Source organism: Emticicia sp. GW821-FHT11C11 (assembly GCF_058808615.1).
This window is the reverse complement of sequence record NZ_JBXARV010000001.1, coordinates 1131442-1157030: the sequence shown is the minus strand read 5'-3', so window position 1 is coordinate 1157030 and position 25589 is coordinate 1131442. Positions and strand designations below refer to the sequence as shown.

Genomic DNA, 25589 nt, shown 5'->3' with positions numbered 1-25589 from the left:
AATAATGTAGAGGATAATCTTAGTGATTGATTTTTTAAGAAAGCAGCACTAACTTTACATAATGTTTAATTTGTTGAAATAAAATTGCCCTCAATATATTTATAAAACTCACAGAAGAATAAACCTTATATAATCCGACCACTTTTAACACCCACTCTTGCCTCCATTCCTATCAGAGTATTGCAAAAAAAGAAGATGTGAAAACAACGTAGATGAATTCACATCTAAAAGCAATTACTTAGGTTGTGATTGTTACAATACATATTTCAAAAATCATTCTTGAACTTATTCCCGTCTTCAAGAAGCGAGGTAAACAATCAACCATTTTATCAAAATTTGCGTCCATTATCCACAATTTTAATTAATCTTTTTAGTAAAAAACATGATCTGCTTACAAAAAAACACTGTTGTTAAAGACCCTCTGGTTTCGGTAATTGTACCTTATTTTAATCGACCTGACACCATAGGTAAAACAATTGATGCTATCATGAGTCAGCGCTGTGACTTTGACTTTGAGTTGATTGTCGGCGATGACTATAGCACTGAAAATAATAAAGAAATCCTGATTGAATATCAAAATAAATATCCTCAGAATATAATCTTATTACTTCAGGAAGAAAACATTGGTTTAGGTGCCAACTGGGCTACCTGTGTAAAAAATAGTAGAGGAAAATACATAGCCAATTGCGATGATGATGATATATGGCATAATCCTGATAAACTACAAATGCAGATAGATTTCATGGAGGCAAATCCTGAATATGGAGTTTGTCATACAGACTATCTGATACTTAATACCGGCACCAACAGATTATCAGAAGTAAAAATGAGTGAATTCACCTATCAGGATTCTTCTCTTCAAAAAATCATCTTCAATGGCAAGTTTGAATGTTGCATTGCCACAGTTGTCTATAGGAAATCTGTTATTGACCAATATGTTAATCTGGACGATTATATAAAGTATCAGTTTGGTTTTCAGGATTGGAACACTTATATTATATTAGCAAAGTATACAAAATTTTATTGCTTGCCGGTTGTTACAGTAACTTATCACCGCGGACATGAGTCGCTAAGTAATCTTTTGAGTTATGAGAAATTAACCAGTCAGATGGAAAGAAGACGTGTAGCCAATAAGTACATTTGTGATCTATTCCCCGATGATTTGGTCTATAATAAAGATAAATATCAGAATTTTATAAATGGACAACTGCTCAACCTGGCCTATAAAAAAAGAGATTTCGGTGCTGTAAAGAAGTATGCTAAGTTGCTAACTGATGGGGGTTCCAAATCATATAAAGTCAGATTAGCACATAATAAATTATTCTTTTGGGGATTCATCATCGTGCGAAAACTAAGACAAAGATTTGTATAATAGAAGCACATTTCCGGAAGATCGCTCTTCTTTATTTTTTCTGTTTTTGCAGTGTATTCAAAGAAAAAATGATTTCTTAAAGACAATACACTAAAACCATAATTAGTATCTGACTTTTGATATTTGGGGCACCTATTAATAGGATTGAGTTTTATTAATTAATAACATGTTTTCCGTAGTAATTCCTCTTTATAATAAGGAAAAGCACATCAAAAAAGCCATTTTGTCGGTACTTTCTCAATCTTTCACTGAGTTTGAGTTAATTATTATAAATGACGGTTCAACCGATAAAGGGACGGAAGTCGTAAAACTCATAGGCGATAACAGAATTAAATTAATTGAGCAGGCTAACGCTGGTGTTTCTGCAACCAGGAACAAAGGCATAGCATTATCGAAATTTGATTATATAGCATTTTTAGATGCTGACGATTGGTGGGCTCCTGGTTTTTTAGAGACCATGAAGTCATTAATTGATCTGTACCCACAAGCCGGAATATATGGATGTGGTTATTTTCTAATAAAAAATAACCACAGTAAAGAGGCTCCTATTGGTCTTGCCCCAGCTTTTGAAATTGGATTAATTAATTATTTACAGGTTTATGCCCTAACGTTATGCATGCCGCTGACATCAATCAGTGTAGTAATTCCAAAGTATACTTTTAAATCAGAGAAGGGTTTTTCTACAACCTTGAAATTCGGAGAAGATTTCGACTTATGGATTAGAATTGCACTCAAGTATCCTGTTGCTTTTGTAAACAAGAAACTCGCTTATTACAATCAGGATGTTGAATTATCAAATAGAGCCGTAGGGAATATTCATCAACCGGAAAGCCATGTGATGTGGAACCTGGAATATCTATCAGAAGAAGAACAAATCAATAAAGACTTAAAAACTCTTTTAGATAAACTAAGAGTATATATTATGTTCCCTTATTATCTGACAACCAAGTATCATTCTTCAGCAAAATCAGAACTTCAAAAGGTTGATTGGGCTCAACAACCAATGTCTATCCGAATAAAATATCAAACTCCTGTTACTTTATTAAAAATATACTTTAGCTTATTGAAAGCGGGGTCACGGCTAAAACAAAAAATGAAAAGAATTAAAGCGTCTTTTAAATGAAAATTGTTCAGATAGGCTTATATCCATTGAATACCGACAATATAAAAGGAGGTGTAGAGGCTTCTGTATACGGTATTTCAAATGAATTGGCTAAGAATAATGAAGTTTATGTTTTAGATTTCCCCCGTTTCGGAATCAGTGAAGATTATCAGGAAAGAACAGACAACCTTACGATTCACCGGTTTCGTTCAAAGTTTAAAAACAACTTAGCTGCTATATTTAGAACAACGGCGCAACTATCTGTTATAAAAAAAATAGACCCGCAAATATGCCACATTCATTCATTAAGCATCTACATGTTTATTCTGTACTTAATGTTGAAGTTTAATAAAATTCCAACTGTAGTAACTGTTCACGGCCTGGCTCACATAGAGAAAAAAAACATCTGGAAAAAAAACAGATCACTCGTTAATTTTTTAAAGTATATAAGCCAGAGTTTTACTGAATTTGTTTTCCTCTGTATATGTCCTGTTTTTATGGTTGACACACACTATGTATTCAATACTATAAAGACATACCGAAAAGAGTGGAAAATAACTCGTGTACCAACTTGCTTTGTTATTCCGCAAGGTATAAGTCCTGATTTTTTTTTACCCAACCATGTCTTATCCGAAAATAAACTTCTGTCCGTGGGAGCAATAGACAGACGAAAAGGGCATTTATTTTTGATTGATGCCTTTGCAAAAATTCGAAAAGTAATTCCGAATGCCTCTCTTACAATTGCAGGTACACTATCTAATCTAGCGTATTACAATAAAATGATTGGACGGATACACGAATTAGGTTTAAATGAAAGTATAAATATTAAGCCTGATGCAAAAAAGACAGAAATATTAGATTTATACGCAAATTCAGCAATATTTGTATTACATTCCGAAGAAGAATCTCAAGGCATCGTATTTTGTGAAGCTATGGCCGCAGGCAAACCTATTGTAGCAACAAACGTGGGGGGGATTCCTTTCATAATAACGAATGAGGTAAATGGCTTGTTGTCTGATTTTGGAGATACTGAAACCTTCGCAGACAATATCATCAAGTTAATAAATACTAAAGAATCTAGATGGCTGATGTCGCAAGAGAATCGTAGCAATGCTCAAAAATACACGTGGAAGAATATTTCTGAAGAAGTCATTTCTGTATATCAATATGTAATTTTTCCCTGACTTGGTATTAAACCGTAATTGAATTATCAGAATCCAATTATCTGTCTATTCCTGTTCTAACATTAAAGCTAAATGGTTGCTCACTTTCCGAAATATTTCACGCAAAAAGCAATATACATCTATGTTTTATTGCTAATCCTGTGCTCCATTGCTTTTTTTAAAGTTTTGCCTGCTTTATGGATCACCTTTGGATTGATTGAAGTAGCTCTATTTTTTGCGGTTTCAAACTCAATTTCAAAATCATGGAATAAGATTTCTGCACTCACTTTCAGAAAGAAATTATTCCGATGGTCATTAATGATTCGACTAATCTATGTTGTGTTCATGTACTTCTTTTATGAAATATTAACAGGAACACACTTCGAATTCGATGCCGGAGATTCGGCAGGATATCATGAGCTGGCTGCCTGGGTATCTACTATGATAGAAAAAAATGATCTGACAGAGTTTTATAAGCACGTAGGCACTAACTATTCGGATATGGGCTACCCCTATTATCTGGCCGTTATGTATTATGTGTTCGGTCAATCAATATTGCTTATAAGAATAGTAAAAGCAATACTCGGGGCAATTACCTGTGTTTTGATTTTTAAGCTGGCTACAAGAAATTTCGGAGAAACAGTAGGTAGAATTGCAGGTATTTTATGCATGCTTTCACCAAACTTAATTTACTATTGTGGCCTGCATGTGAAAGAGACCGAAATGATATTCTTAACAGTAGTTTTCTTTGAAAGAGCCGATTCTCTTTTACACTCAAAGAGATTCACGATACAATCGCTGATAATTATTTCATCGGTTGGTATATCTCTGTTCTTTTTCAGAACTGTTCTTGCCGTATCTGCCTTTTTTTCATTCGGTTTAGCTCTGCTATTTGCGCACAGAAGAACTATTAGTATAGGCAAAAAGGTAAACCTTTATATCTGGATAGGCCTGGTTGCATTTTTTGTATTAGGAGGAACTATCCAGAAAAACATTGATGAATATATTGAGAAGTCGGATACCAACCAGAAGGTAGGCATGGCTTCGCGCACTATCAGAAAAGACGGTAACAGACTTGCCACTTATGGTAGCACTGTTATTTTTGCACCGCTGGTTTTTGTAGGCCCTTTTCCTACTCTTGTTAATATAGAAACTCAGCAAAATCAGATGTTATTAAATGGCGGGTATTTCGTAAGGAATATTCTGGGATTCTTTTTCTTCCTCAGCCTTTTTGTTTTATATAAAGAAAAACTACTCCGATCAAACCTTCTTTTACTTGGATTCATCATAAGTTATCTGTTTATTATTGCCATGAGTACTTTTGCACTTGCAGAACGCTTCCACCTGCCTGTTTTACCTTTTATTAGCATATTTGCGGCGCATGGCATAACACAGGTAAATGCAGTCAATAAAAACAGATATATTCTGTACTTAACTTTCTTGTCGGTATTAGTTATTAGTTGGAATTGGTTCAAATTAGCTGGTAGATTCTAAAAAAGAAAACATTATTCCTATTATTTACATATAATAAATTGCAACCATGTGCGGCATTAATGGCATTTATAAATTCAATTCAGAGCGCGTGGATGAGGAAGATGTAAGGTTGATGATGAACATTCAAAAACACAGAGGCCCGAATGATAAAGGAACTTTTATCGATCAGAATATAGGCCTTGGGTTTGTAAGATTAAGCATTCTGGATTTATCTCCGGCAGGTCATCAACCAATGGTTTCAGATGACGACCGATATGTAATAGTATTCAATGGCGAAATTTATAATTATCTGGAATTACGAGAAGAACTATCGGCACATTTTACCTTTAAAACACAAACAGACACTGAGGTTCTTCTTAATGCTTTCAGGAAATGGGGAAAAGACTGCATGTCGCACTTCAACGGAATGTTTGCCTTCGTTATTTATGACAAATGGAGCAGGGAAATTTTCGGTGCGCGCGATCGTTTCGGTGTTAAGCCTTTTTATTATTACGTTGACGATAAACAATTTGTTTTTGCCAGTGAGCTAAAACCAATATTTGAATATCTAAAAAGGCTGAATGTATCTTTGAGTCCCGACCGGACAATGGTTTTTGATTACATAGCTTATAATCGTACTGATCACACAGAAAATACTTTTGTAGATAAAATCAAAAAGCTCTCTCATGGGCATTCTCTGATAGTCAATACAGAAAAAAAACTGAAAATAAATCGTTGGTATAATCTGTCAGAAAAAATAAGTGACGGCTGGCATAATAGCACCGATTATTACAATCTATTCAAATCGTCCATTAGTCTCAGACTAAGAAGCGATGTGCCTGTCGGCATGTGCCTGAGCGGTGGTTTAGATTCATCATCTATTGCATCAACGCTAATAAATGGATTGGCAAATAAAGATATCCAGGCATATTCTGCGGTTTATGGGCCGGGAAAACCCGGTGACGAGCAAAACTATATTAAAGAATTTGAAGGTCTTTTGACCAAAATCAATTATATTTATCCTACTCAGGAATCATTAATTGATGATTATGACTCTTTCCTGAATTGCTATTTTGAACCCGCCAGCAGCCTGAGTATTTATTCGCAATTTAAAATAATGAAAGAAGCTTCGAAGGACATCCGGGTAATTCTAGATGGACAGGGAGCTGATGAGCAATTGGCAGGGTATCAGATTTTCTTTGCAAGTTTCTTTATTGAATTGTTACAATCCAGGCAAATTTCAGGATTTTCAAGAGAACTTGTGGCATATTTAAGAAATCATAAGTCGCTGAATCCACTTATTGGTATGATATACTATTTATCGCCTCAGCTTTTAAAACAAATAGGTATGAAATACCGGGTAAAAATAATGAATCCATCGTTTTACGAAGAACAAATCACTAAATCCAGCCTTAATAAAGATCTTTACTCACCCCGATTACTGAAAGACTCACTGGTTCAGCATTTTGAGTCTAAACTTGAACATTTATTAAAGTGGGTCGATTTGAGTAGCATGTTCCATTCTATTGAAGCCCGGAATCCATTTCTTGATTACAGGCTTGTTGAAAAAACTTTATCAACTCAAACGAGTTATCTTATTCGTGATGGTAACACCAAATGGATTTTGCGTGAAGCCATGAAAGGTAGTCTACCTGAAAAAATACGTACAAGACAAGATAAAGTTGGCTTTGCCAATCCGGCTGATGAATGGTTACGCCACCCCTTTTTCAAAGAGAAAGCGCGTAATGCAATAGAAAACCTTAAAACTCTAAAAGTTGATTATTTTGACCTGAATACTTACAAAAAAAGACTAGAGCTGCATTCGACTAAGAAAATTAATATTGCCCAGGAGATTTGGAAACTGATTCATATTGATTCGTTTCTACAAAACTTCTAATTCGTTAAGCAATAAGAAATAATCATTAAATGAAAGTTCTATACGTAGTAAGTGGGAATTCGGATTTATTCGAGATAAGTCCGTTTATAGCAGAGCAAACTTCTTCAATTGCCAAAAAGGGTATAGTGATCGATTTTTTCTCTATACACGGGAAAGGTTTTTTAGGATATTTGAAAAACCTGACAGCCTACCGCAGGAAAATTAAAGAGTTTAACCCTGACATTATTCATGCGCATTATGGTTTGTCTGGGGCCTTGGCTAATCTTCAATTCAAGCAACCGGTAATCACAACTTTTCATGGAAGCGATATTAACCTAAAAAGAAACAAACTTTTTTCGCGTATCGCCTATCTCTTGTCACAACATTCTATTTTTGTGTCTGAAGCCTTACCGAAGCGGATAAATGCCGAAACAAAAAAAACTGTAATTCCGTGTGGACTTGACCTCGATGTATTCTTTCCAATTGATAAAACCGTTGCCAGAGAAACCCTTAAACTAAGTATTGATAAAAAATTGATACTCTTTTCAAATTCTTTTACAAACTTTGAAAAGAATTACCCTCTGGCAAAAAAAGCAACCGATTTACTAAAAAATGAAAATGTTGAATTGGTAGAATTGAAAGGTTACTCGCGCGAAGAAGTTAATTTATTGCTCAATGCAAGTGATGTCGCCCTAATGACATCTTTTTCGGAAGGCTCGCCACAATTCATAAAAGAAGCCATGGCTTGTAATTGCCCTATCGTTTCAACAGACGTGGGAGACGTAAAGTTTATTACTAAAGATACAGACGGATGCTACATAACTTCTTACGATGCCAACGATGTTGCCGGTGCGCTGCTGAAAGCACTCGATTTTAATGGCAGAACTAATGGACGGGAAAAAGTTGAATATCTTGCAAATGATATATTGGCCGACAGAATAATAGAAATTTACAACAAAATAGTCCTGAAAAGCTGAAAAGCTAGCATCAGATACCTCTATGGAAAAAAAGATACTACAGATGGCACAAAATCAACTAGGTACTGCTAATCTGGAAGCAAAGGGAATTGGTGGTTTGATTAAGTCTTTTATGGGTAAGCTTCTTCAATGGATGGCCATGACACGTTTTCCGATCGGAGCAAAGAATCGATGCCGACTGGAACGATGGAGAGGAGTAAAAATAGGAAAAAATGTTTTTCTGGGTGGTGGCAATATACTCGACCGGGTAAGGCCCGATCTTATTACTATTGAAGATGATGTTTCGCTGGCTGGTGGGGTTTATATTCTTACGCACTCTAACCCTACAGCACCTCTGAGAGATTTGATGGGGGAATCGTCACACGTAATAAAGCCTGTTCATATTAAGCGCGGCGCCTGGATTGCCATTAATGTAGTTATTTTACCCGGTGTTACTATTGGTGAATGTGCCATTGTATCTACCGGATCAGTTGTAAGAAAAGATGTAGCTCCTTACACAATTGTAGGTGGAAACCCTGCACAATTCATTAAAAACATAAAGCATCCTACTGAATAACCAACCTGCATGAAAGTTTTAATTTTTTTGGGGCATCCGGCACACTACCATTTATTTAAAAATATAATAACAGAGCTTGAGAAAAAAAACCACGAGTGCAAAGTACTTATCCGAACAAAAGATATTCTGGAAGACCTCTGCATTCAGGAAAAAATCAGTTTTACCAACGTACTACCGGAACTCCGCAAAAATAGTTATCTATCAATAGCCAACAGCTATTTAAGAAAATACCGTAGAATATCTGCTATAATCCGTACTTTCAAACCAGATGTATTATTAGGTTCTGAACCGTCGCTGACTCATCTGGGTAAATTTTTCAATATTCCGTCATTCGTATTTAGTGAAGACGACGTGTCGATTATTCCGCAATTCGCAAAAATTGCTTATCCGTTCGTCAATGTCATTTTATCTCCTCAATCATGTAATGCAGGTAAATGGTCGTATAAAAAAATAGGTTACGATGGTTTCCACAAACTGGCCTATTTGCATCCTGCGGTATTCTTTCCCAAAATAGAAGAGATTGGAGACCTGGCTCAGAACGATTACTTCATATTGAGGTTTACAAATCTGGCAGCGTATCATGACGAAAACAGGACGGGAATAGACAATAGCCTGGCGAGTAAATTAATCGCTATTCTTGAGCCGCATGGTAAGGTTTATATATCATCTGAAAGAGCCTTACCACCTGAATTCCAGCAATATAAATTAAGCATTAATCCATCTAAAATTCATCATGCGTTGTCTTTTGCCAAAATGTACGTTGGCGACAGCCAATCAATGGCGGTAGAGTCAGCCCTGCTTGGTACACCCGGCGTGAGGTTCAACGATTTTGCAGACGAAATAGGCGTGCTGAACGAACTTGAATACAAGTATCAGCTTACAACCAGTTTTAAAACCACAGCGGTAGATGAGTTTCTGGAAACTGTAAAAAAAATGGTTGAAGACGACGCACTCTCAGAAATGTACAAAAACCGGCAAAGCAAAATGATTGCAGAGAAAATAAATGTATTGCAATTTTTCATCTGGTTTATTGAGAATTATCCCTCAAGTAAAGATACAATGAAGAAACAACCGGAATATCAATATAACTTTCGCTAATGGACTTTACAGTAACACAATATAAGCAATTACTTAAAAGCTTGATTGAGCGTGGTTATCACTTTCAAACCTTTGAAGATTTCCTTAAAAACCCGCTTCAAAAGGTTGTTGTACTTCGCCATGATGTAGATGCACTACCTCAAAACTCTCTTTTGTTTGCCAGAATCCAACACCAAAACCAGATAAAAGGTGTATATTACTTCAGAGCAGTTCCTGAAAGCTGGGATGAATCCATTATAAAAGAGATTGCGTCACTAGGGCATGAAATCGGTTACCATTACGAAAACCTGACAACCCACAGGGGTAATTTCGAGGCAGGTATAAATGACTTTAAATATAACCTTCAAAAACTAAGAGAACTGGCTCCGGTATCAACTATTTGTATGCATGGCAGCCCGATGTCTGAGTTTGATTCAAAAGATTTGTGGAAACACTACAATTACCATGATTCCGGCATTATAGGTGAACCTTATTTTGACGTAAATTTTGAAGAAGTTTTTTATCTGACAGATACAGGACGGCGATGGGATGGGTCTGTTATGAGTGTACGGGATAAAGTAAAAACATCGTATGATATGGTTTTTCATAGTACCGATGACATTATCATAGCTGTGAAGGAAGGGAGATTACCGGAAAAAATAATGTTTACATTTCATCCTCAACGTTGGACTAACAACCCTGCGTTATGGGTAAAGGAATTGGTTTTTCAAAACGCCAAGAATCTCATCAAGAAATATTTCTTTGTAAAAAAGGCCGATCTGTGAAAAAGATACTTACCATTATAGGGGCAAGACCACAAATAATCAAGGCAGCTGCCTTAAGCAGAGCTATCAGTAATCATTTCAGCCATCAAATTACTGAGGTAATTGTTCATACCGGCCAGCATTATGATGAAAACATGTCGGCTGTGTTTTTTGACGAACTTAATATCCCTCTACCGGATTATAACCTGAACGTCGGTTCCGGAACGCACGGCATTCAAACTGCCAGAATAATTGAGGGGATAGAAGAAATTTTACTAAAAGAGCAACCCGATTTTTTAATAATTTACGGCGATACTAACTCTACTCTCGCCGGAGCCATTGCTGCATGCAAAATTCATATCCCGATTGTGCATATAGAAGCGGGGTTGCGTTCTTATAATAAGCGCATGCCCGAAGAAATTAACCGAATTGTCTCTGACCATGTATCCACCTTATTGTTTACACCTACTATAACAGGGTTCAATAATTTACAGAAAGAAGGCTTCAAGGTAAATGCCCAGCCTCCTTATACTATAGATAACCCCGGCGTATTTAATATAGGCGATGTGATGTATGACAACAGCATTTATTTTGCTGAAATTGCATCAAAGAAAAGTGATATCCTGAACAGGCTTTCTTTAAAAGAAAATGGCTTCGTTTTGTCGACCATACATAGAAACAACAATACTGATGATATTGCACGACTCACCGGTATTTTCAGGTCTTTGTTAGAAGTTTCCAAAGAAACAAAGGTGGTGTTACCATTGCATCCTCGCACGCACAAGCAAGCAAGTACACTTCTCGACCCGGCTCTGTGGGAAGAAATAAATCAGAATAAAAACATACTCCTTTTACCCCCTGCTTCTTTCTTAGACATGATTCTGTTAGAGAAAAACGCAAGGCTGGTAATTACTGATTCAGGCGGCTTGCAGAAAGAAGCCTATTTCTTTTCGAAGCCATGTATTATTGTTCGCTCCGAGACAGAGTGGGTTGAAATTGTAGCCAATGGAGCAGGAATATTATGTGAGGCGGTTCCCCAAGAAATATTAAAAGCCTATAAACATTTCACCGAATCTCCGGAAATTACATTTGAGAATATCTATGGCGATGGTAACGCTGCCACCAAGATTATTGATATTTTACTCGCTTCTTCTTGAAGTAACGATTAGAATCTTATTCGCAGACCGATACTATTACTTGTTGTCAGGCCCAACTCCCAGCTCTTGATTATACCGGTTTTATTATTTTTTTGCGCATTGTAAACTTCTACCGATGTTTTTATCAACTCGTTAGAATACTCTAACAAACAAAGTCCACCGGTAAACAAGCCTAAACCGATCATCAGCCTGGGTAAACTTCTTTCCTTATAGCCATAGGTTACACCTCTTACAACTCCTGACCTGTCATTACCTTTTAAAGCTACATAAGTAAGACCCACCCCTCCAAGTGTAGAAACAATTGCTACCGGCGAAAGATATTTTCCAGCTTTATACTTTGCCTTCGCTTTAGGTGATGTTTCATACAAATCAAGAATTTGACTAAAGGATTGCTTTTGTCCTTTCTGCCTGATTATAGACTTAAGAAAAACCCGCTTATAAGTTAATGAATCACTCTTTGAATGACCATCATACAAATCTATACTGTGCATGGCCAATTCGGCTTGGGCCATGCAATTGAAAGAGATGAAAATGATTAATACCAGCGTAAAATATCTCATCATATGTGAGTCTATTTAGAAATTAAAAGTAGCGTTTCACCAATAAAACGATACCTATATTATTATCGAATAATCCTGAATTATCGTAACCCACGTTTGCATCAATAATGTATTTTTTCAGCGGAAAAGATATTTGCTGCATTAAAGACACCTGTGTAACGTCAATTGATGTATAAAAGTAACTTCCTGAATTTTCACTTAGCGAAATTCTTGTTTTCAGGCTTACATTTTTCACTTTCGAATAAGCGCTAAGGATGTAGGCTTTTACTCTGTTGTTTAAAATATAATAAGGGTTGATTTTCTCCGAGCCAAACTGTTTTACAAGGAATGGAGAATTAGCCATTGGCATCAGAAACGGTGTACCAATGGTGTTTCTTTTGTAAACCCATCCGTCCTCATAGGTTCCGTTATTGAAATAATTGTCTCTCCCACGCAATTGAGGGATGGTTACACCAAGCGAAGACAATCCTCCTCCCTGATTCCTTGTGTCAAGGAACTCGAAATTGAATTTCAGAATTCCGCTTGTTTTTTCTTTCAGCGCTAAAGAAGCGCCATATAAGCCATCAGAGATATTAGTTAAAACAGACAAAGATCCGTCTTCATAAATAGACTGCTTATACAAAAAAACATTCACCCTACTATCGTTATATTCAACTGCAAAGTCAATTGTACCTAAATGATTACCCAGACGATTCCCACCTTCTCCCGATTGATCCCCACTGTAGAATTTACCATCGTGCGCAAGAGGTATACCTGTTACGACATAAAAATATGCTTCGGGATTACTTCCGTATTTATCTATATATGTATTTGTTCCTCCCTGAATAAACGGAACGGTGGGCCTCCCACCCCATTGCACCTGATGGTTTACCCCGGCATGTACATTAACATGCCATGAAGGCTTGCCAATTCGTAAATAGAGGCTTTTTTGATGCAGAAAGTAATTTTTAGTTGAATCGGCAGACCCAAACCAGCCATGAGTAAAATTACCTTTTATCGAAATGAGTTTGTTTCTGAGTATAGGCGTATACTCCGGAATAGATATCTGAATTTTAGGAACAGGCAGGGCATTGCCTGACCATATAAATGATCCTGAACTCAAAGAGGTATCCGCAAGCCCGAATATTTCCTTTTTGCGGCCGGCATAAAGTTCTAAGGCTTTAAACCTGATTTTGAAGTATGCTTCCGGAAGCACAAACTGGCTGTTTTTACCTAAATTAGCAACAGCTCTGACTTTGTATCCATACGACCAGTTTTTTGATTTCTTATCAAAGTCGGTATTTCCATAGTCTTTTTCCAGTTGCCCCCTAAGCGTAAATGCATTTGATTCAACCGGTATTTCTCCGTATTGATTGGCTCTCAACCAAAACGGAAGATTCGCGCTTGTTGAAGAATAACCTCCTGCTTCTAACTCAAATTTCCGAAAAGCACTTGTTGTCTGGGCACCGCTGTTTCTGATACCTAAAATATAAAAACCGATACAAATGATCAATGAACGTATTTTCATAAAGCTAAGACATAAACAATGAATATGTTAATGACCAGAGAACCGTCGGACGTACCTATTAACAGCAGACGCTGTCTAGACACTAGTCAGCTTATATCAGCAAAGTAAGTATGAATTTGTATTGAAAAAGATACCTTGTATTATTTATATGTGAATTCAGACTAATGTAGTTCTTTAAAGACCAGAATACAAAATCTGTGGTCTTGTTTGAATTAAAAAAAATGCGAAAGTTATTAAATGGCTATGATTACTTTGTTCTCAATCTTAAAGCTGGCTGTTTAAGATAGGCTGGCTTTCTAAAAGCCGAATGAGAGTATCCGGGAATTCAATTTTCTGAATCAGCTTCAAATGCCGTTCATGGTGTAAGTCGGTGCCGATATAAGATACTATTTTTTCTTTTAACAGATATTCTGCGATCTTATACGAATCGCGTCCGTAATAACCAGTCAGGGATAATAGATTAATCTGTAAGCTAACACCCCTTTCGTGCAGATGCCTGAAATACTTAAGATTCCCTGATAAATAGTTGTATCGCTCCGGGTGAGCCAGAATAGGCTTGTAACCCGAAGTAACAAGCTCAAATAATATAGACTCAAAATTTAGTGGTAAACTAATGAAGGATGTCTCTACCAATACAAACTTATCGCCAAATGTTAAAAGGTCATGATTCTGTACCAGTTCTTTAAATTTATTATCAATATAATATTCCGCGGCTAATCCGACCTCAATTGAATACCCTTCCTCCTTAACACCGGCTTTTAATATTTCGAACCTGTTTAATAAATCCTGTTTATTGTTGGGATAAAACTCACTATAAATATGCGGCGTAATTATTAACTTCTTATACCCGAGCCTGTTCAGTTCTTTAATAAAGCTTAAAGCCATAATTTCACCTTTCACGCCATCATCAACATCAGGTAACAGATGTGAATGCATATCTGTACTTAAAAACTCAAAAATTGAGTTTTTCTTGCTACTTTTTTTAAATAAACTCCACATTCGGCATATAATAAGCACTATTTATGGCAAGCTATCCGGTAACGTTTGTTTCTGATGCTTTAGTACTAAAACTTCAGAAACAAACATATTTGGACATACAAAGAATGCGCCTGTATCAAAAACCGCATTTAACCTCTCTTAAATCAAATCCCAGCCTTTGCGATATTCCCTTGAAAGCAGGGCATTAGCTTCTGAATCATGTCTGAATCTCTCTCTTCTGGCATTCCAGTGCAATTCTCTTCCAAGCCTGTAAGAAATTAAACCCAGGTGCATAGGCATGGTCATCTGTCTGGCATATTCCAGATTTGACTCAGGCAAAGTACGATTCTTCACAGCCGTTACAAAGTTTTGCTGATGCCCTGGTGAACGTGCTATTGTTACCGGTATTTCAGGAATATCCTTCATCACAACCCCATTGATGTTTATCACGCGCGAGCCGTAATCACACAACAAGGTGCCTTTGTCTCCTTCAAAATAAGCACCAATACCCATTTTATCTGCACCTGGCACATTGGCAGGCGGTTGCGATGTCCAGTGCAATTTCAGGCCATCAAACTGATAATCTATGTCAATCCATTTCGGAGCGTCACCAATACCATCAGGGGCCTCGCCTTTTGCTTTAATAGTTGTGAGACCCTTCGGTTCAACTGCCCACCACACCACATCAGCAATATGACTCCAGAAATCCTGAAACACACCTCCGGAATAATCAAGAAAATACCGGTAAGTGAAATGACAACGCTCAGGTGTATATTGAGCAAATGGTGCGGGTCCCAGCCACATATCCCAGTTAAGTGATGCCGGAGGATTCTGATAATTGGCTGGCCCTAAAACCGGAGGGAAACCCGTTTTCCATAGCCGGACAGTGTGTACCTTGCCAATCGCTCCTGCTTTTATTAGTTCTACAACCCGGTGATAATTGTCTCCGGCGTGAATTTGTGTACCTAATTGAAAAATCCGGTCATGCCTCTTCATGGCCTTCAACATCTGCTGGCCTTCTCTTACATTGTATGAAAGTGGTTTTTCGCCATATACGTCTTTGCCTGCCTGAAACGCCATAATGGCCACTTGGGCATGCCAGTGGTCAGGAGTGGCACAGGTAACAGCATCTATATCTTTGCGGTCAAGAATATGTCTGAAGTCGGCATAGCCTTGCGCTTTAGTACCGGGTTGTTTGCTCTGCAGGCTTTTAAGGCTTGAGTTAAGATGATCTGAATCCAGATCGCAAAGGGCTACTACTTCAACTTCCGGTAAGGCTGCAAACCAGTTCAGGTGATTGTTACCCATGCCGCCGAGCCCTATATGCGCCACACGCAGGCGGTCACTTGGCGCTACCTTTCGTACAAAGCCTGGCAATAAGGCCATTCCTAAAGCTGCGGCACTGCTTTGCCTGATAAAATCACGGCGATTTAAAGTATTTTTCATTGTTAAGCTTATTATAGTAGAGGGGTGAATATTTTACGCATACAATTTAGAAAAATACTCAACAACAAACAATGTTAATTTAGACGCATTGCTAAAAGGGGAAGCGTAGCCTCGGTTTCAAATTGTTCTCAATAAATTTTAAAGGCTTTGCCTGCATATGCAACAATTTTCATAAAATTGCTGTTAGCTTTGTACAGTTTCTTCGGCTAAAGTATGTCCGGAAGAAGACAAAACGATTTTTTTGTGAAGCATTTAGCCTACCTCAACAAGTTTCTGCTTAAATATAAATGGTACCTGATACTGGGTACAGTTTTCACCATCATATCAAATCTTTTTGGTGTTATTCCGGCACAGGTTGTCCGGCATGCACTTGATCTGGTAAAAGAAACCATTGACGTATACTTTCTGTTTGAGCATACTGCCGTACAAAAAGATATGTATGATGTGTTCAGCACAAGTATCGGGGTGTATGGCTTACTTATTTTGCTGATGGCCATTCTGAAAGGTATTTTTCTTTTTGCGGTTCGGCAGACATTGATTGTGATGTCGCGCCATATTGAATATGATCTCAAAAATGAAATTTATGCGCATTATCAAACACTGCCGCTGAGCTTTTACAGAAAAAATAACACCGGCGATCTAATGGCGCGTATTTCGGAAGATGTCAGTAAGGTCAGAGTATACATCGGGCCATCTATCATGTATCTCATGAATATGCTTGTGTTGGTTGTATTGGTTATCAGCTATATGTTTTCGGTCAATGAAAGGCTCACCTGGTGGGTTTTATTACCCATGCCTTTATTATCTGCCAGTATATTTTTTGTAAGTACCACAGTTAATAAACGTTCAGAAGAAATTCAGCGCAGCCTTTCTCAATTATCTACTTTTGTACAGGAAGCCTTCTCTGGTATCAGAGTTTTGAAAGCCTTTGCCCGTGAGGATGATTCGGTGCAGCGGTTCACGAAAGAGAGCAATGTTTATAAATCAAAATCCTTATCACTGACACGTTTTGATTCCCTGTTCTCTCCTACCATTGCCTTACTGATTGGATTGAGTACCGTGCTTTGTGTGTATATAGGTGGGCAGGAAATTATTGCCGGCAGGCTTACCCCCGGTAATATTACCGAGTTTATTATGTATGTTTTTATGCTTACATGGCCGCTCACGGCTTTGGGCTGGACCTCTAGCCAGATACAAAGAGCGGCTGCTTCGCAACAACGCATCAATGAGTTTCTGCAGATAAAAACCGACATTGTATCTGAAAAAAATCTGACTAAAGAAATTGAAGGCAATATCAGTTTCAGGAATATAAACTTTACTTATCCCGACTCAGGCATTCAGGCCTTAAAAGGCTTTAATCTGGATATCAGGGCCGGCGAATCGGTAGCTATCCTGGGTACAACAGGCTCGGGTAAAAGTACTATCGCCAATCTGATTGTGAGGATGTATGACCCAACGTCAGGAGATATTCTGATTGACGGAACCTCAATTAAAGATTATGACATTCAGCATGTGCGCAGCCAGATGGGCTATGTACCGCAAGAGGTGTTCCTTTTCTCAGATACCATTCTGAATAATGCCAGATTCGGCTCACCTGATATTACCAATGCACAGTTAGTGAAAGCGGTGAAAGACGCCGATTTATATCAAAACATAATGGATTTTCCGGATAAGTTTGAAACCAAACTGGGTGAAAGAGGTATCACATTATCGGGCGGACAAAAGCAACGGCTTTCTATTGCCCGTGCCATTGCCCGTGAACCAAAGATATTGGTTCTGGATGATTGTCTTTCTGCAGTGGATACTAACACAGAAAACATCATTCTGAATAATCTGGAGAAAATTATGCAGAACCGCACTTCTGTCATTATTTCACACCGTGTGTCTTCAGCCAAACTTGCCAACAAGATTCTGATGCTCGACGAAGGACAAGTAATTGAACAGGGTACTCATGAGGAACTCCTTAAAAAAGACGGTGCCTATAAAGAGCTTTACGAAAAACAATTGCAGGGCGAAGAAGTATAACTAAAAAGACCTTTTCTGATGTCAGAAAAGGTCTTTTTAGTTATAGTAAGAAAAGTATTTATCCGATATATTTCAAAAACTCAGCCTTGGTTGCCTCCTGCTGAAACTTACCTCCATAAAAGCTCGTAACGGTTGATGATGTATCATCCTGTATCCCACGTGAAGCTACGCACAAGTGCTTGGCATCCATCACCACGGCCACATCTTCCGTATTCAACACACGTTGTAACTCTTTCGCTATCTGTACTGTCAGGCGCTCCTGTACCTGTGGTCTTCTGGCAAAGTATTCTACAATCCGGTTGAGTTTCGACAACCCTATCACTTTACTGTTAGCGATATAGGCCACGTGAGCCTTACCAAAAATAGGCACAAAATGATGCTCACAATTGGAGTAAAACGAAATGTCTTTTTCCACCAGCATTTCATTGTACTTGTATTTATTCTCAAAGAGTGTTACTGAAGGCTTATTTTCAGGATTCAAGCCCTGAAACAACTCTTTCACATACATTTTTGCTACTCTTTTCGGTGTGCCGTTCAGTGAATCGTCTGTTAAATCCAGACCCAGCGTATCCATTATCTGGCGGAAATAGTATTCAATACGGGCTATTTTCTCGTCATCATTTATTGCAAATGCATCAGCACGCATGGGTGTATCTTCGGCAGTTGCGGTATGGTCGTCTCCCAGTTCGTCAATAAGAGTAGCATTAGTATCTTCTTCAAATAACAGGGTATTCAACAAAGTTTCGTTCTGTTTCATATAATCTGATTCTTAGGTCTAAATGTTCAGGCAGCTTTACCCTCAGTTTATCATAAATGACTATGGCGATATTTTCAGCTGACGGATTAATGTCTTTGAATTCTTCTGTATCTAGGTTCAGGTTTTTGTGATCGAACTTATCCAGAACTTCAGTTTTTATTAAATCACTGAGCAGCTTCAAATCCATCACATATCCTGACTCCGGGTCTACTTCTCCAATAACCTGAACAACGAGGTCATAGTTATGCCCGTGGAAATTGTAATTGTTACATTTTCCAAATACACGTTCGTTTTTTTCGTCCGACCAGTCAGGGTTATGCAGACGATGGGCGGCATTGAAATGTTCTTTTCTGAACACCGCAACTTTTTTAGAACTCATTATTTTTATGATTTTATAACTTTGAGCACTTACTCCTGATGTCAAATCTTTGAAATTTCCAGAGTTTAGTCTCAAAGTTTAAAAGTCGTCTGAAAGTTTGTCAGCAACACTTTTAAACTAAATCTGCGAGAATTATTTCTTGTACTATAATACTTGCCCGTTTAATAACACTATAACAAAATTACCCGAAAAAAGTTACAATAGCTTAACAAATAAACGACAACCCACTGATTATCAAGAACTTATTTATAAAAATCAAAAGCAGATTCATGCCAGTAAGTGACTGTAAATCTGCTTTTAATTCTTTATCAGTTAATTTCTATTACTGAGGTTGTATCAAAGGAAATTTACCCGACAGATGCTCTTTTGCCATTTCGACATAATGATTAGCACTCATGGCTAATTTTTCAGCCACTTCTGCCGGTAGTGTCTTGATTACCTTTGCCGGAGTACCTACAGCCATGGAGTAATCGGGTATTTCTGTGCCTTCTGTTACCAGTGAATTGGCTCCTATAATACAATACCTGCCAATTTTTGCTCTGTTCAATATAGTTGCCCGCATACCAATCAGTGAGTAATCGCCAACCGTAGCACCATGAACGATAGCTCCGTGGCCTACCGTTACGTTTTCTCCAATTATGGTTGGTTCTCCGAAATCTGCGTGCAGAATTGCACCATCCTGTATATTCGTTCTGTTTCCTATAACAATTTTTTCAACATCGGCTCTGATTACAGCCGAGTACCATACCGAAACATCTTCACCAAGAGAAACATCGCCCATTACACTGGCATTAGGCGCTATAAAATTTGTCATTATCTGAATCGTTTAATCTGACACGAATAAACACAAATGCTATGAATTTTCACTGAGCAAGTCAGCAAAAAATTCATAGCATTAAAAGAGCTTATACTAACTATATATATCAGGGCCAGATTTCGGTAGGCTGATGGAATTGCTTCCATGCCCTTATGTATTCCTGCCGGGCGTAAATTTTGGTCAGACTTTTGCCTTTCAGTTCACCCTCTACACATTCGCCCTGCCAGTTCCAGAGACTATGGGTTTCTTTGTCTCTGATTCCTGCCGGATCCGGTACAAAATTCAGAACGCTGCCATCAACCGTTCTTGTAAAAACATGGAACGAGTGTTTATCTGTCTCTATCGCAATTACCAGCGGAGTATTCCCTACTTTATCATTCAGTGTGGTTAGTTTCAATAAATTATTCCAGATATATGCTTTGTTCTTACCATCAATACTTACACCTATTACCCAGCTTTTATCCCACACTTTACCAGGATTGGTCAATGAATCTGCATCCTTGCGTTCACGGCGGTCATAGGTTTTCAGCACATCATACTCTTCTTTAAAGGTATCATCAGGTTGAAAAACCAACCCGTCCGGATATTTCTCAAAAAAGGATTTCAGCGTTACCTGTTCTGATGGTATAATATCAAGGTGTTTTCCGGCCTGCTCTCCTACTACAGCATCACCGGTAGCCTGATACCACCACGATCTAGTGTCTGAATCTTCCAGCACGGCATTGTAGTGCCTGGCTCCTACCAGACGAAAAATCTGTGCTTTCCCATCTACTACCGGACTGAAAACCAGACCCGTGCGGCACATGGTGCAATAAGTAACCAGAACCGGTTTGTCGCCAACCTTATCCTGTATTTTATGATGATAACCCACATACCGGATCGGATATGCCTTGGCAACTCCGCCATTTACTACTGTCATTACCAAAAGGCTGTCTGGCACCTGATTGTCTTTCTGACCGGCAAATTTTACTGTTACCGGTTCTTTAAACATCTCTTCGGCCCGGTACTCTACATCACTAAAATAATACAGCCCCGCAGCTATTAAAACAACGACACCTAAACCTATTCTCTGTTTGGTTGTACCTTTTGTAATATAAAACCATGCCGGAACAATCAGTAATAACAGACCAATGATTCTTGACGGAAGAATGACTTTCTCCAGAAAATAGGTCAATTTGATTGCTTCCAAATCCTGGCTTCCGGGAAATGGCATTAATAAATACGCCTGTAATAAGGCAGGAAGAATAAGTACCAAGGTACCTATCCAAAACAAACGGTTTCTCAGTGTAGGTGTCATTGCTTTCAGGTTGAATTTGAATAAGAGTTGCCTCAACTGAGGCAACACCAATAAAGATCTATATTTTTAACCCGACTGTCAGATTCACGCTGCGGCCATCTGATGACCACACACCCGGCCCCGGATAAAAGCTTGGGCGTTTCGTGAAGTACTGTTCGTCCGTCAGGTTATTGATATTCAGTTTCACCATCAGGTTTCTTGTCAGGCGATAACTTGCATTTACATCAAGCAAGCCATACGAAGGCACCAGACCCACAGCGCCATTCGCAGATGGTTTTGCGGTATTCAGGGCATCTGCATAGCTTTCTGCAGTATAGCTGTACAAGGCTGTAATGCTTAATTTCGTATGACGGAATGTTATTCCGTTGCGGCTTATCCACTCAGGGGTACTTTCTACTTTGTTGTTCTTCACGCTCACATTTTTGTCGCCTACACGTATGGCTGCATCCTGATAACGGGCATCCATGTATGAAGTTGAAGTGAAAATCGAAATGCTCGATTTAGATGAGAAACGGGCATCATATTCTAAAAAGGTCTCTATACCGTTTGTCCGGGAGTCACCGATGTTAGTACGTAAATAGTAGAAACTACCATTAGATTCTGTTCCGTAAGTCATTCCCATGCGGTTGTTATACTGAACCTGGAAAGCGCTTATATCCCACTTCCAATGTTCGGTATTGCCTCTGTAACCGATTTCTGCATTATATCCATAAGCATCTTTCAGGTTTTTATCAATCTTTTCATAGGTAGCCGACGGAATAATATCCTTAAACACTACCGGACGATACGCCTGAGCGAAACCCACATAAATATTCTGATTTGCGGCTACTTCATAGTTAGCATTCAACCCGAATAACGGGAAATGATGCGAAATAGTGGTGGGTAGTTGATTGGCATCATAATAAGCTATTTTACCACTCAATTTTGAATCCCCTATCTCTACTCTAACTCCCGGTGTTACCGAAAACTTAGACGTTATTGCAAATCGGTTTTCAGCAAAAAAGGCCACATTTTTAGTTTTCAGGTGCATGTCTCTCACCCAATCTCCGGTTTTCGATAAATCGAAATCTGTTCCCGTAGTACCTTTACCTAACTGCTGACGGTTCAGGTCGTTGTTCATCAGTTGTATACCTGTTACTAAAACGGAAGAGACATTGCCCAACTGATACTGATGCAATAAACGCGCTTCAACCGTATAGCTATTAAAATTATCAATATCAACCTGTCGATTGGCATACTGCAAGGTAGCGGGGTCAATAGCATCAACAATATTAACGGTTTTATCGAAAAGCACACTATTTCTTTTGCCCAAAACTGCCGAAGCCACCAAAGAAGCCTTAGTACGCGAACTCAGACGGAAATCTGCCGACAAAGACGGAACATAGATTGACGGATTAAAATAGTTACGTGAGCGGCTGGATTGACGAGGGTTAGCATAAAACATACTATCGGTCAAAGGCCCCGGCACATGATACACATACTTTGAATGTTTGAAATCTGCTTTCAGGGTAACCTTCTTCGATGCTTCATAAATCAGACCGATGGCCTCTCCACTGTAATCACTTTCCGAATTGTCTCTGTAACCATCGGAATGTCTTTTTGAAAAATACCCATAATATTTCAATTTACCTATTTTTCCACTTGCACCATTATAACTGCTCACTAAACCAAACGAACCAACTGCGTTGATTGTCTCAAAACTAAAAGCTCTTGTAGTGTCAGGCTGCTTAGAAATATAGTTCAGCATACCTCCAAATTGTGCACCATACTGAAGTGAACCGGTTCCTCTTACCAACTGAATAGTCTGGATAGCCTCCATCGGTAAACTGAAATGGCTTGCGGGATACGCATACATATCCGAATTGGTAATAATACCGTCGGCACGGATGTTGAACTCCCAACCCCGGTGAGGGTCCAGTCCACGGGTTGAAATATTGGTTTGGTTACCGGTTCCATCCATGTCATAAACGAATACTCCCGGTACTTTGGCAAATATCTGGCGCGGTGTTTTTTCAGCAATGTTGGCATCAAGACCCAACACGTTTATCATTTCATTCTTTTTCCCACCTAAAAGATAAGTGCCTTGGGTCAACGGAAGGCGTTCTACTGTATTTCTATAGCTTTGTTCGGTAATATTAACCTGCTCTAACTCTCTCACTTTTGTTGAATCCGGTTGCTGGGCAAATAATTGATTAAAACATACCAATAGTATTCCTAGTAATTGTATTGATTTCATATAATATTTTATTACGAAACAAAACAGCCACATCACAAGCAATGGCAACGCTCTTTTGTTTCTTAAATTAACACTGATTTTATAAACAGAAATAGGTATAACATTCCCCGGAGGGAACATTATACCGTGGTACTTGTATATAAAATTAGGTTAATTCCGGAGGGGGCGAATGCAGCAGGTGTATCACCTGAACATAAGAAAGTTGGGGTTCCTTATAAAAGCGTTGAGGGATTATTTCTGAATGTGGCTCGAAAACTCCGAACTGAATCTCATTAGACAGATATATTTTTTGTAAGCCGCCGAATAATTTAACGGCCTTGCTCAATGGGCTTTGCGGTGTGTTGGCGTCAGGGTCAAACATCCCCTGAATCAGGGAAGTGAGTTCATCATAGCGCTCCTGGGCATTCTGGTTAGACTTCAGAATCACATAGAGTGTATCATTCTCATAATACTCGTGCATCACATTGTAAAATTCATTCCCGCTCCTCACCAGCCCTTCTTTCTCTTCACTCCCTATTTTTTTCGTAGCAGTTGCGTGCGGTATTTTTACAATTTTCCATTTATCTTCAATAATAACATTCGAGCGCGTCTGATAACTCTCTTCAAAAAGCAGCATAGCTATTGTCAGCCCAAACATATTGTAGAGCAGAAGCAATAAAAGACCGATGGCTGCGATTTTTTTCAAATGATTATATTCAAGACCAATTTCTAAATTTACAAAGATTTTTCTTTTTAGCGAAACTCTGCACATCTATAAGACGTGCAGAGTCTGATATTTTTTAACTAAAAACAAAACACTAATCTCTTTTAGTAAGCAATAGTTGTTATGGGAGTCACTTGCCTTTTTTCGATGAAACTCTGCACACCAAGTGGTGTACAGAGTCAATTGTAAACTGATAACTAAAACAAAACTAATCTTGTGGTAATTACTTACCAATGCTTTTCATGGCGTCAAAGTTGGCATAACCTTCTGCTGCTATGCGGATTCCTCGCGGAACATATAATTCAGGGTCTGTAGGTGCCCAGGTACCCAGCCCGTCAACATAACGATTGAACATACAAAATGCCGCAGCTATTAAAACTGCATCATGAATTTCTTTATCGCTGGCTCCGGCTTGTCTGGCCGACTCCACCTGTTCAGCAGATACATTTCTTCCACTTTTCTGAACGCTACCCGCAATAGCCAATAAAGCCTTCAACTTATCCGAAATGGCTGCTTCTTCAAAATTTTTCTTAATCTGGCCTATCAGTGTTCCGTCGTCTTCCAGATAACACTGCGCCGCAGCGCCATGAACACTCTGGCAAAAAAGGCAATCGTTCAGATAAGATACATAGGTTGCAATGGTTTCACGCTCTCCTCTCGACAAACTATTGTTTTCGTCTCTCAATAAAACCTCAGCCAGAATATTAAGTGGCTTTGCCGTGTCAGGCCGAAAAGCCATTAACCCTCTGATACCGGGTAGTAGTTCTTCTTCAGGTAATGTGATATGAGCCATCGTTTTCCTTTTTAATTATTCTATTTTTTTGGTGCATAACCTAAACCATCTGCTATCATTCTACCCCTCTGCCTGAATACTTCAGGGTCTGTTATCTGGGCAACACCTAGGCCGTCAAGATAACGATTGAAGAAACAGAATGTAGCCGCTATGATGACTGTATCATGAATCTCAATATCTGTTGCACCATACTCTCTGGCACGCGATATCTGCGTTTCAGACACATGCTTACCTCCTTTTTGTACGCTTGCCGCTATGGCTAATAAAGCCTTTAGTTTATCTGCAATCGGAGCATTTTCGTAATCCTCTTTAATTTCATTAATCAATGTCTCGTTATCATCCAGATAACAGGCCGCTACGGCTCCATGTACACCTTCACAAAGCTGGCAGTCGTTCAGTTTTGAAACCAGCGTGCCTATTATTTCCCGCTCTGCCTTGCTAAGGCCTTCGTCAATACTCAGAATGCCCTCTGTAAAAGCCCCCAGATGAGGCGCCAGATGCGGACGAAAAGCCATTAGTCCTCGCATCCCCACTGCATTGTCCGGCAATTGAATATAGGCCATTTAAAATCTGA

At 38.6% G+C, this 25589-nt stretch carries 23 protein-coding genes; 11 read left to right on the top strand and 12 right to left on the bottom strand.

Going from position 1 to position 25589, the window contains the following annotated elements; all coding sequences use genetic code 11:
• Positions 1–382 precede the first annotated feature (382 nt).
• The 10 genes from AC1RRY_RS04865 (at position 383) to wecB (ending at position 11517) form a co-directional block, all read left to right on the top strand.
• On the top strand, positions 383–1372 hold the full coding sequence (locus AC1RRY_RS04865; protein WP_492817738.1) for a glycosyltransferase family 2 protein: 990 nt from the start codon (positions 383–385) through the stop codon (positions 1370–1372).
• A gap of 166 nt (positions 1373–1538) precedes the next feature.
• Positions 1539–2495, top strand: a complete 957-nt coding sequence (locus AC1RRY_RS04860; RefSeq protein WP_492817739.1) for a glycosyltransferase family 2 protein — start codon at positions 1539–1541, stop codon at positions 2493–2495.
• Positions 2492–3658 (top strand): glycosyltransferase family 4 protein, encoded by a 1167-nt coding sequence (locus AC1RRY_RS04855; RefSeq protein WP_492817740.1) that lies wholly within the window; start codon positions 2492–2494, stop codon positions 3656–3658. Before AC1RRY_RS04860 ends, AC1RRY_RS04855 begins: the two co-directional genes overlap by 4 nt.
• A gap of 297 nt (positions 3659–3955) precedes the next feature.
• Entirely contained in the window at positions 3956–5131 is a 1176-nt protein-coding gene (locus AC1RRY_RS04850; RefSeq protein ID WP_492817741.1) for a glycosyltransferase family 39 protein, read from the top strand.
• Between the two features lie 46 nt (positions 5132–5177).
• On the top strand, positions 5178–7007 hold the full coding sequence (asnB, locus tag AC1RRY_RS04845; RefSeq protein ID WP_492817742.1) for an asparagine synthase (glutamine-hydrolyzing): 1830 nt from the start codon (positions 5178–5180) through the stop codon (positions 7005–7007).
• Between the two features lie 29 nt (positions 7008–7036).
• Positions 7037–7963, top strand: a complete 927-nt coding sequence (locus AC1RRY_RS04840) for a glycosyltransferase family 4 protein (protein WP_492817743.1) — start codon at positions 7037–7039, stop codon at positions 7961–7963.
• Positions 7964–7985: 22 nt separating this feature from the next.
• The gene (locus tag AC1RRY_RS04835; protein WP_492856485.1) at positions 7986–8519 is read left to right on the top strand and encodes an acyltransferase; all 534 of its coding nucleotides are present in this window, start codon (positions 7986–7988) and stop codon (positions 8517–8519) included.
• Positions 8520–8528: 9 nt separating this feature from the next.
• Positions 8529–9617, top strand: a complete 1089-nt coding sequence (locus AC1RRY_RS04830) for a glycosyltransferase (protein ID WP_492817744.1) — start codon at positions 8529–8531, stop codon at positions 9615–9617.
• Entirely contained in the window at positions 9617–10381 is a 765-nt protein-coding gene (locus AC1RRY_RS04825; RefSeq protein ID WP_492817745.1) for a hypothetical protein, read from the top strand. Before AC1RRY_RS04830 ends, AC1RRY_RS04825 begins: the two co-directional genes overlap by 1 nt.
• Complete coding sequence (gene wecB / locus AC1RRY_RS04820) at positions 10378–11517, top strand: non-hydrolyzing UDP-N-acetylglucosamine 2-epimerase (protein WP_492817746.1); 1140 nt, start codon at positions 10378–10380, stop codon at positions 11515–11517. Before AC1RRY_RS04825 ends, wecB begins: the two co-directional genes overlap by 4 nt.
• A gap of 8 nt (positions 11518–11525) precedes the next feature.
• On the opposite strand, the gene AC1RRY_RS04815 is transcribed toward wecB, so the two are convergent.
• The 4 genes from AC1RRY_RS04815 to AC1RRY_RS04800 all read right to left on the bottom strand — a co-directional run bounded on the left by AC1RRY_RS04815 (position 11526) and on the right by AC1RRY_RS04800 (position 16008).
• Positions 11526–12080 (bottom strand): hypothetical protein, encoded by a 555-nt coding sequence (locus AC1RRY_RS04815; RefSeq protein ID WP_492817747.1) that lies wholly within the window; start codon positions 12078–12080, stop codon positions 11526–11528.
• 19 nt (positions 12081–12099) lie between these two features.
• Positions 12100–13584, bottom strand: a complete 1485-nt coding sequence (locus AC1RRY_RS04810; protein ID WP_492817748.1) for a capsule assembly Wzi family protein — start codon at positions 13582–13584, stop codon at positions 12100–12102.
• A 264-nt stretch (positions 13585–13848) separates the two neighbouring features.
• The gene (locus AC1RRY_RS04805) at positions 13849–14520 is read right to left on the bottom strand and encodes a tyrosine-protein phosphatase (protein WP_492817749.1); all 672 of its coding nucleotides are present in this window, start codon (positions 14518–14520) and stop codon (positions 13849–13851) included.
• Positions 14521–14721: 201 nt separating this feature from the next.
• On the bottom strand, positions 14722–16008 hold the full coding sequence (locus AC1RRY_RS04800) for a Gfo/Idh/MocA family protein (protein WP_492817750.1): 1287 nt from the start codon (positions 16006–16008) through the stop codon (positions 14722–14724).
• A gap of 213 nt (positions 16009–16221) precedes the next feature.
• Between AC1RRY_RS04800 and AC1RRY_RS04795 the strand changes: the two genes are divergently transcribed.
• The gene (locus AC1RRY_RS04795; RefSeq protein ID WP_492817751.1) at positions 16222–18033 is read left to right on the top strand and encodes an ABC transporter ATP-binding protein; all 1812 of its coding nucleotides are present in this window, start codon (positions 16222–16224) and stop codon (positions 18031–18033) included.
• A gap of 58 nt (positions 18034–18091) precedes the next feature.
• Here AC1RRY_RS04795 and folE read toward each other — a convergent pair whose 3' ends face one another.
• The 8 genes from folE to AC1RRY_RS04755 form a co-directional block, all read right to left on the bottom strand.
• Entirely contained in the window at positions 18092–18790 is a 699-nt protein-coding gene (folE, locus tag AC1RRY_RS04790; RefSeq protein WP_492817752.1) for a GTP cyclohydrolase I FolE, read from the bottom strand.
• Complete coding sequence (locus tag AC1RRY_RS04785; protein ID WP_492817753.1) at positions 18750–19169, bottom strand: 6-pyruvoyl trahydropterin synthase family protein; 420 nt, start codon at positions 19167–19169, stop codon at positions 18750–18752. Before AC1RRY_RS04785 ends, folE begins: the two co-directional genes overlap by 41 nt.
• A 322-nt stretch (positions 19170–19491) precedes the next feature.
• The gene (locus tag AC1RRY_RS04780; RefSeq protein WP_492817754.1) at positions 19492–19983 is read right to left on the bottom strand and encodes a gamma carbonic anhydrase family protein; all 492 of its coding nucleotides are present in this window, start codon (positions 19981–19983) and stop codon (positions 19492–19494) included.
• A 109-nt stretch (positions 19984–20092) separates the two neighbouring features.
• Positions 20093–21283 (bottom strand): DUF3179 domain-containing (seleno)protein, encoded by a 1191-nt coding sequence (locus tag AC1RRY_RS04775; RefSeq protein ID WP_492817755.1) that lies wholly within the window; start codon positions 21281–21283, stop codon positions 20093–20095.
• Between the two features lie 58 nt (positions 21284–21341).
• Complete coding sequence (locus AC1RRY_RS04770; protein ID WP_492817756.1) at positions 21342–23519, bottom strand: TonB-dependent receptor family protein; 2178 nt, start codon at positions 23517–23519, stop codon at positions 21342–21344.
• A 145-nt stretch (positions 23520–23664) separates the two neighbouring features.
• The gene (locus AC1RRY_RS04765; RefSeq protein ID WP_492817757.1) at positions 23665–24204 is read right to left on the bottom strand and encodes a hypothetical protein; all 540 of its coding nucleotides are present in this window, start codon (positions 24202–24204) and stop codon (positions 23665–23667) included.
• Between the two features lie 241 nt (positions 24205–24445).
• Positions 24446–25015, bottom strand: coding sequence for a carboxymuconolactone decarboxylase family protein (locus tag AC1RRY_RS04760; protein WP_492817758.1), 570 nt, complete (start codon positions 25013–25015; stop codon positions 24446–24448).
• A 20-nt stretch (positions 25016–25035) separates the two neighbouring features.
• Positions 25036–25578, bottom strand: coding sequence for a carboxymuconolactone decarboxylase family protein (locus tag AC1RRY_RS04755; RefSeq protein WP_492817759.1), 543 nt, complete (start codon positions 25576–25578; stop codon positions 25036–25038).
• Positions 25579–25589 lie beyond the last annotated feature (11 nt).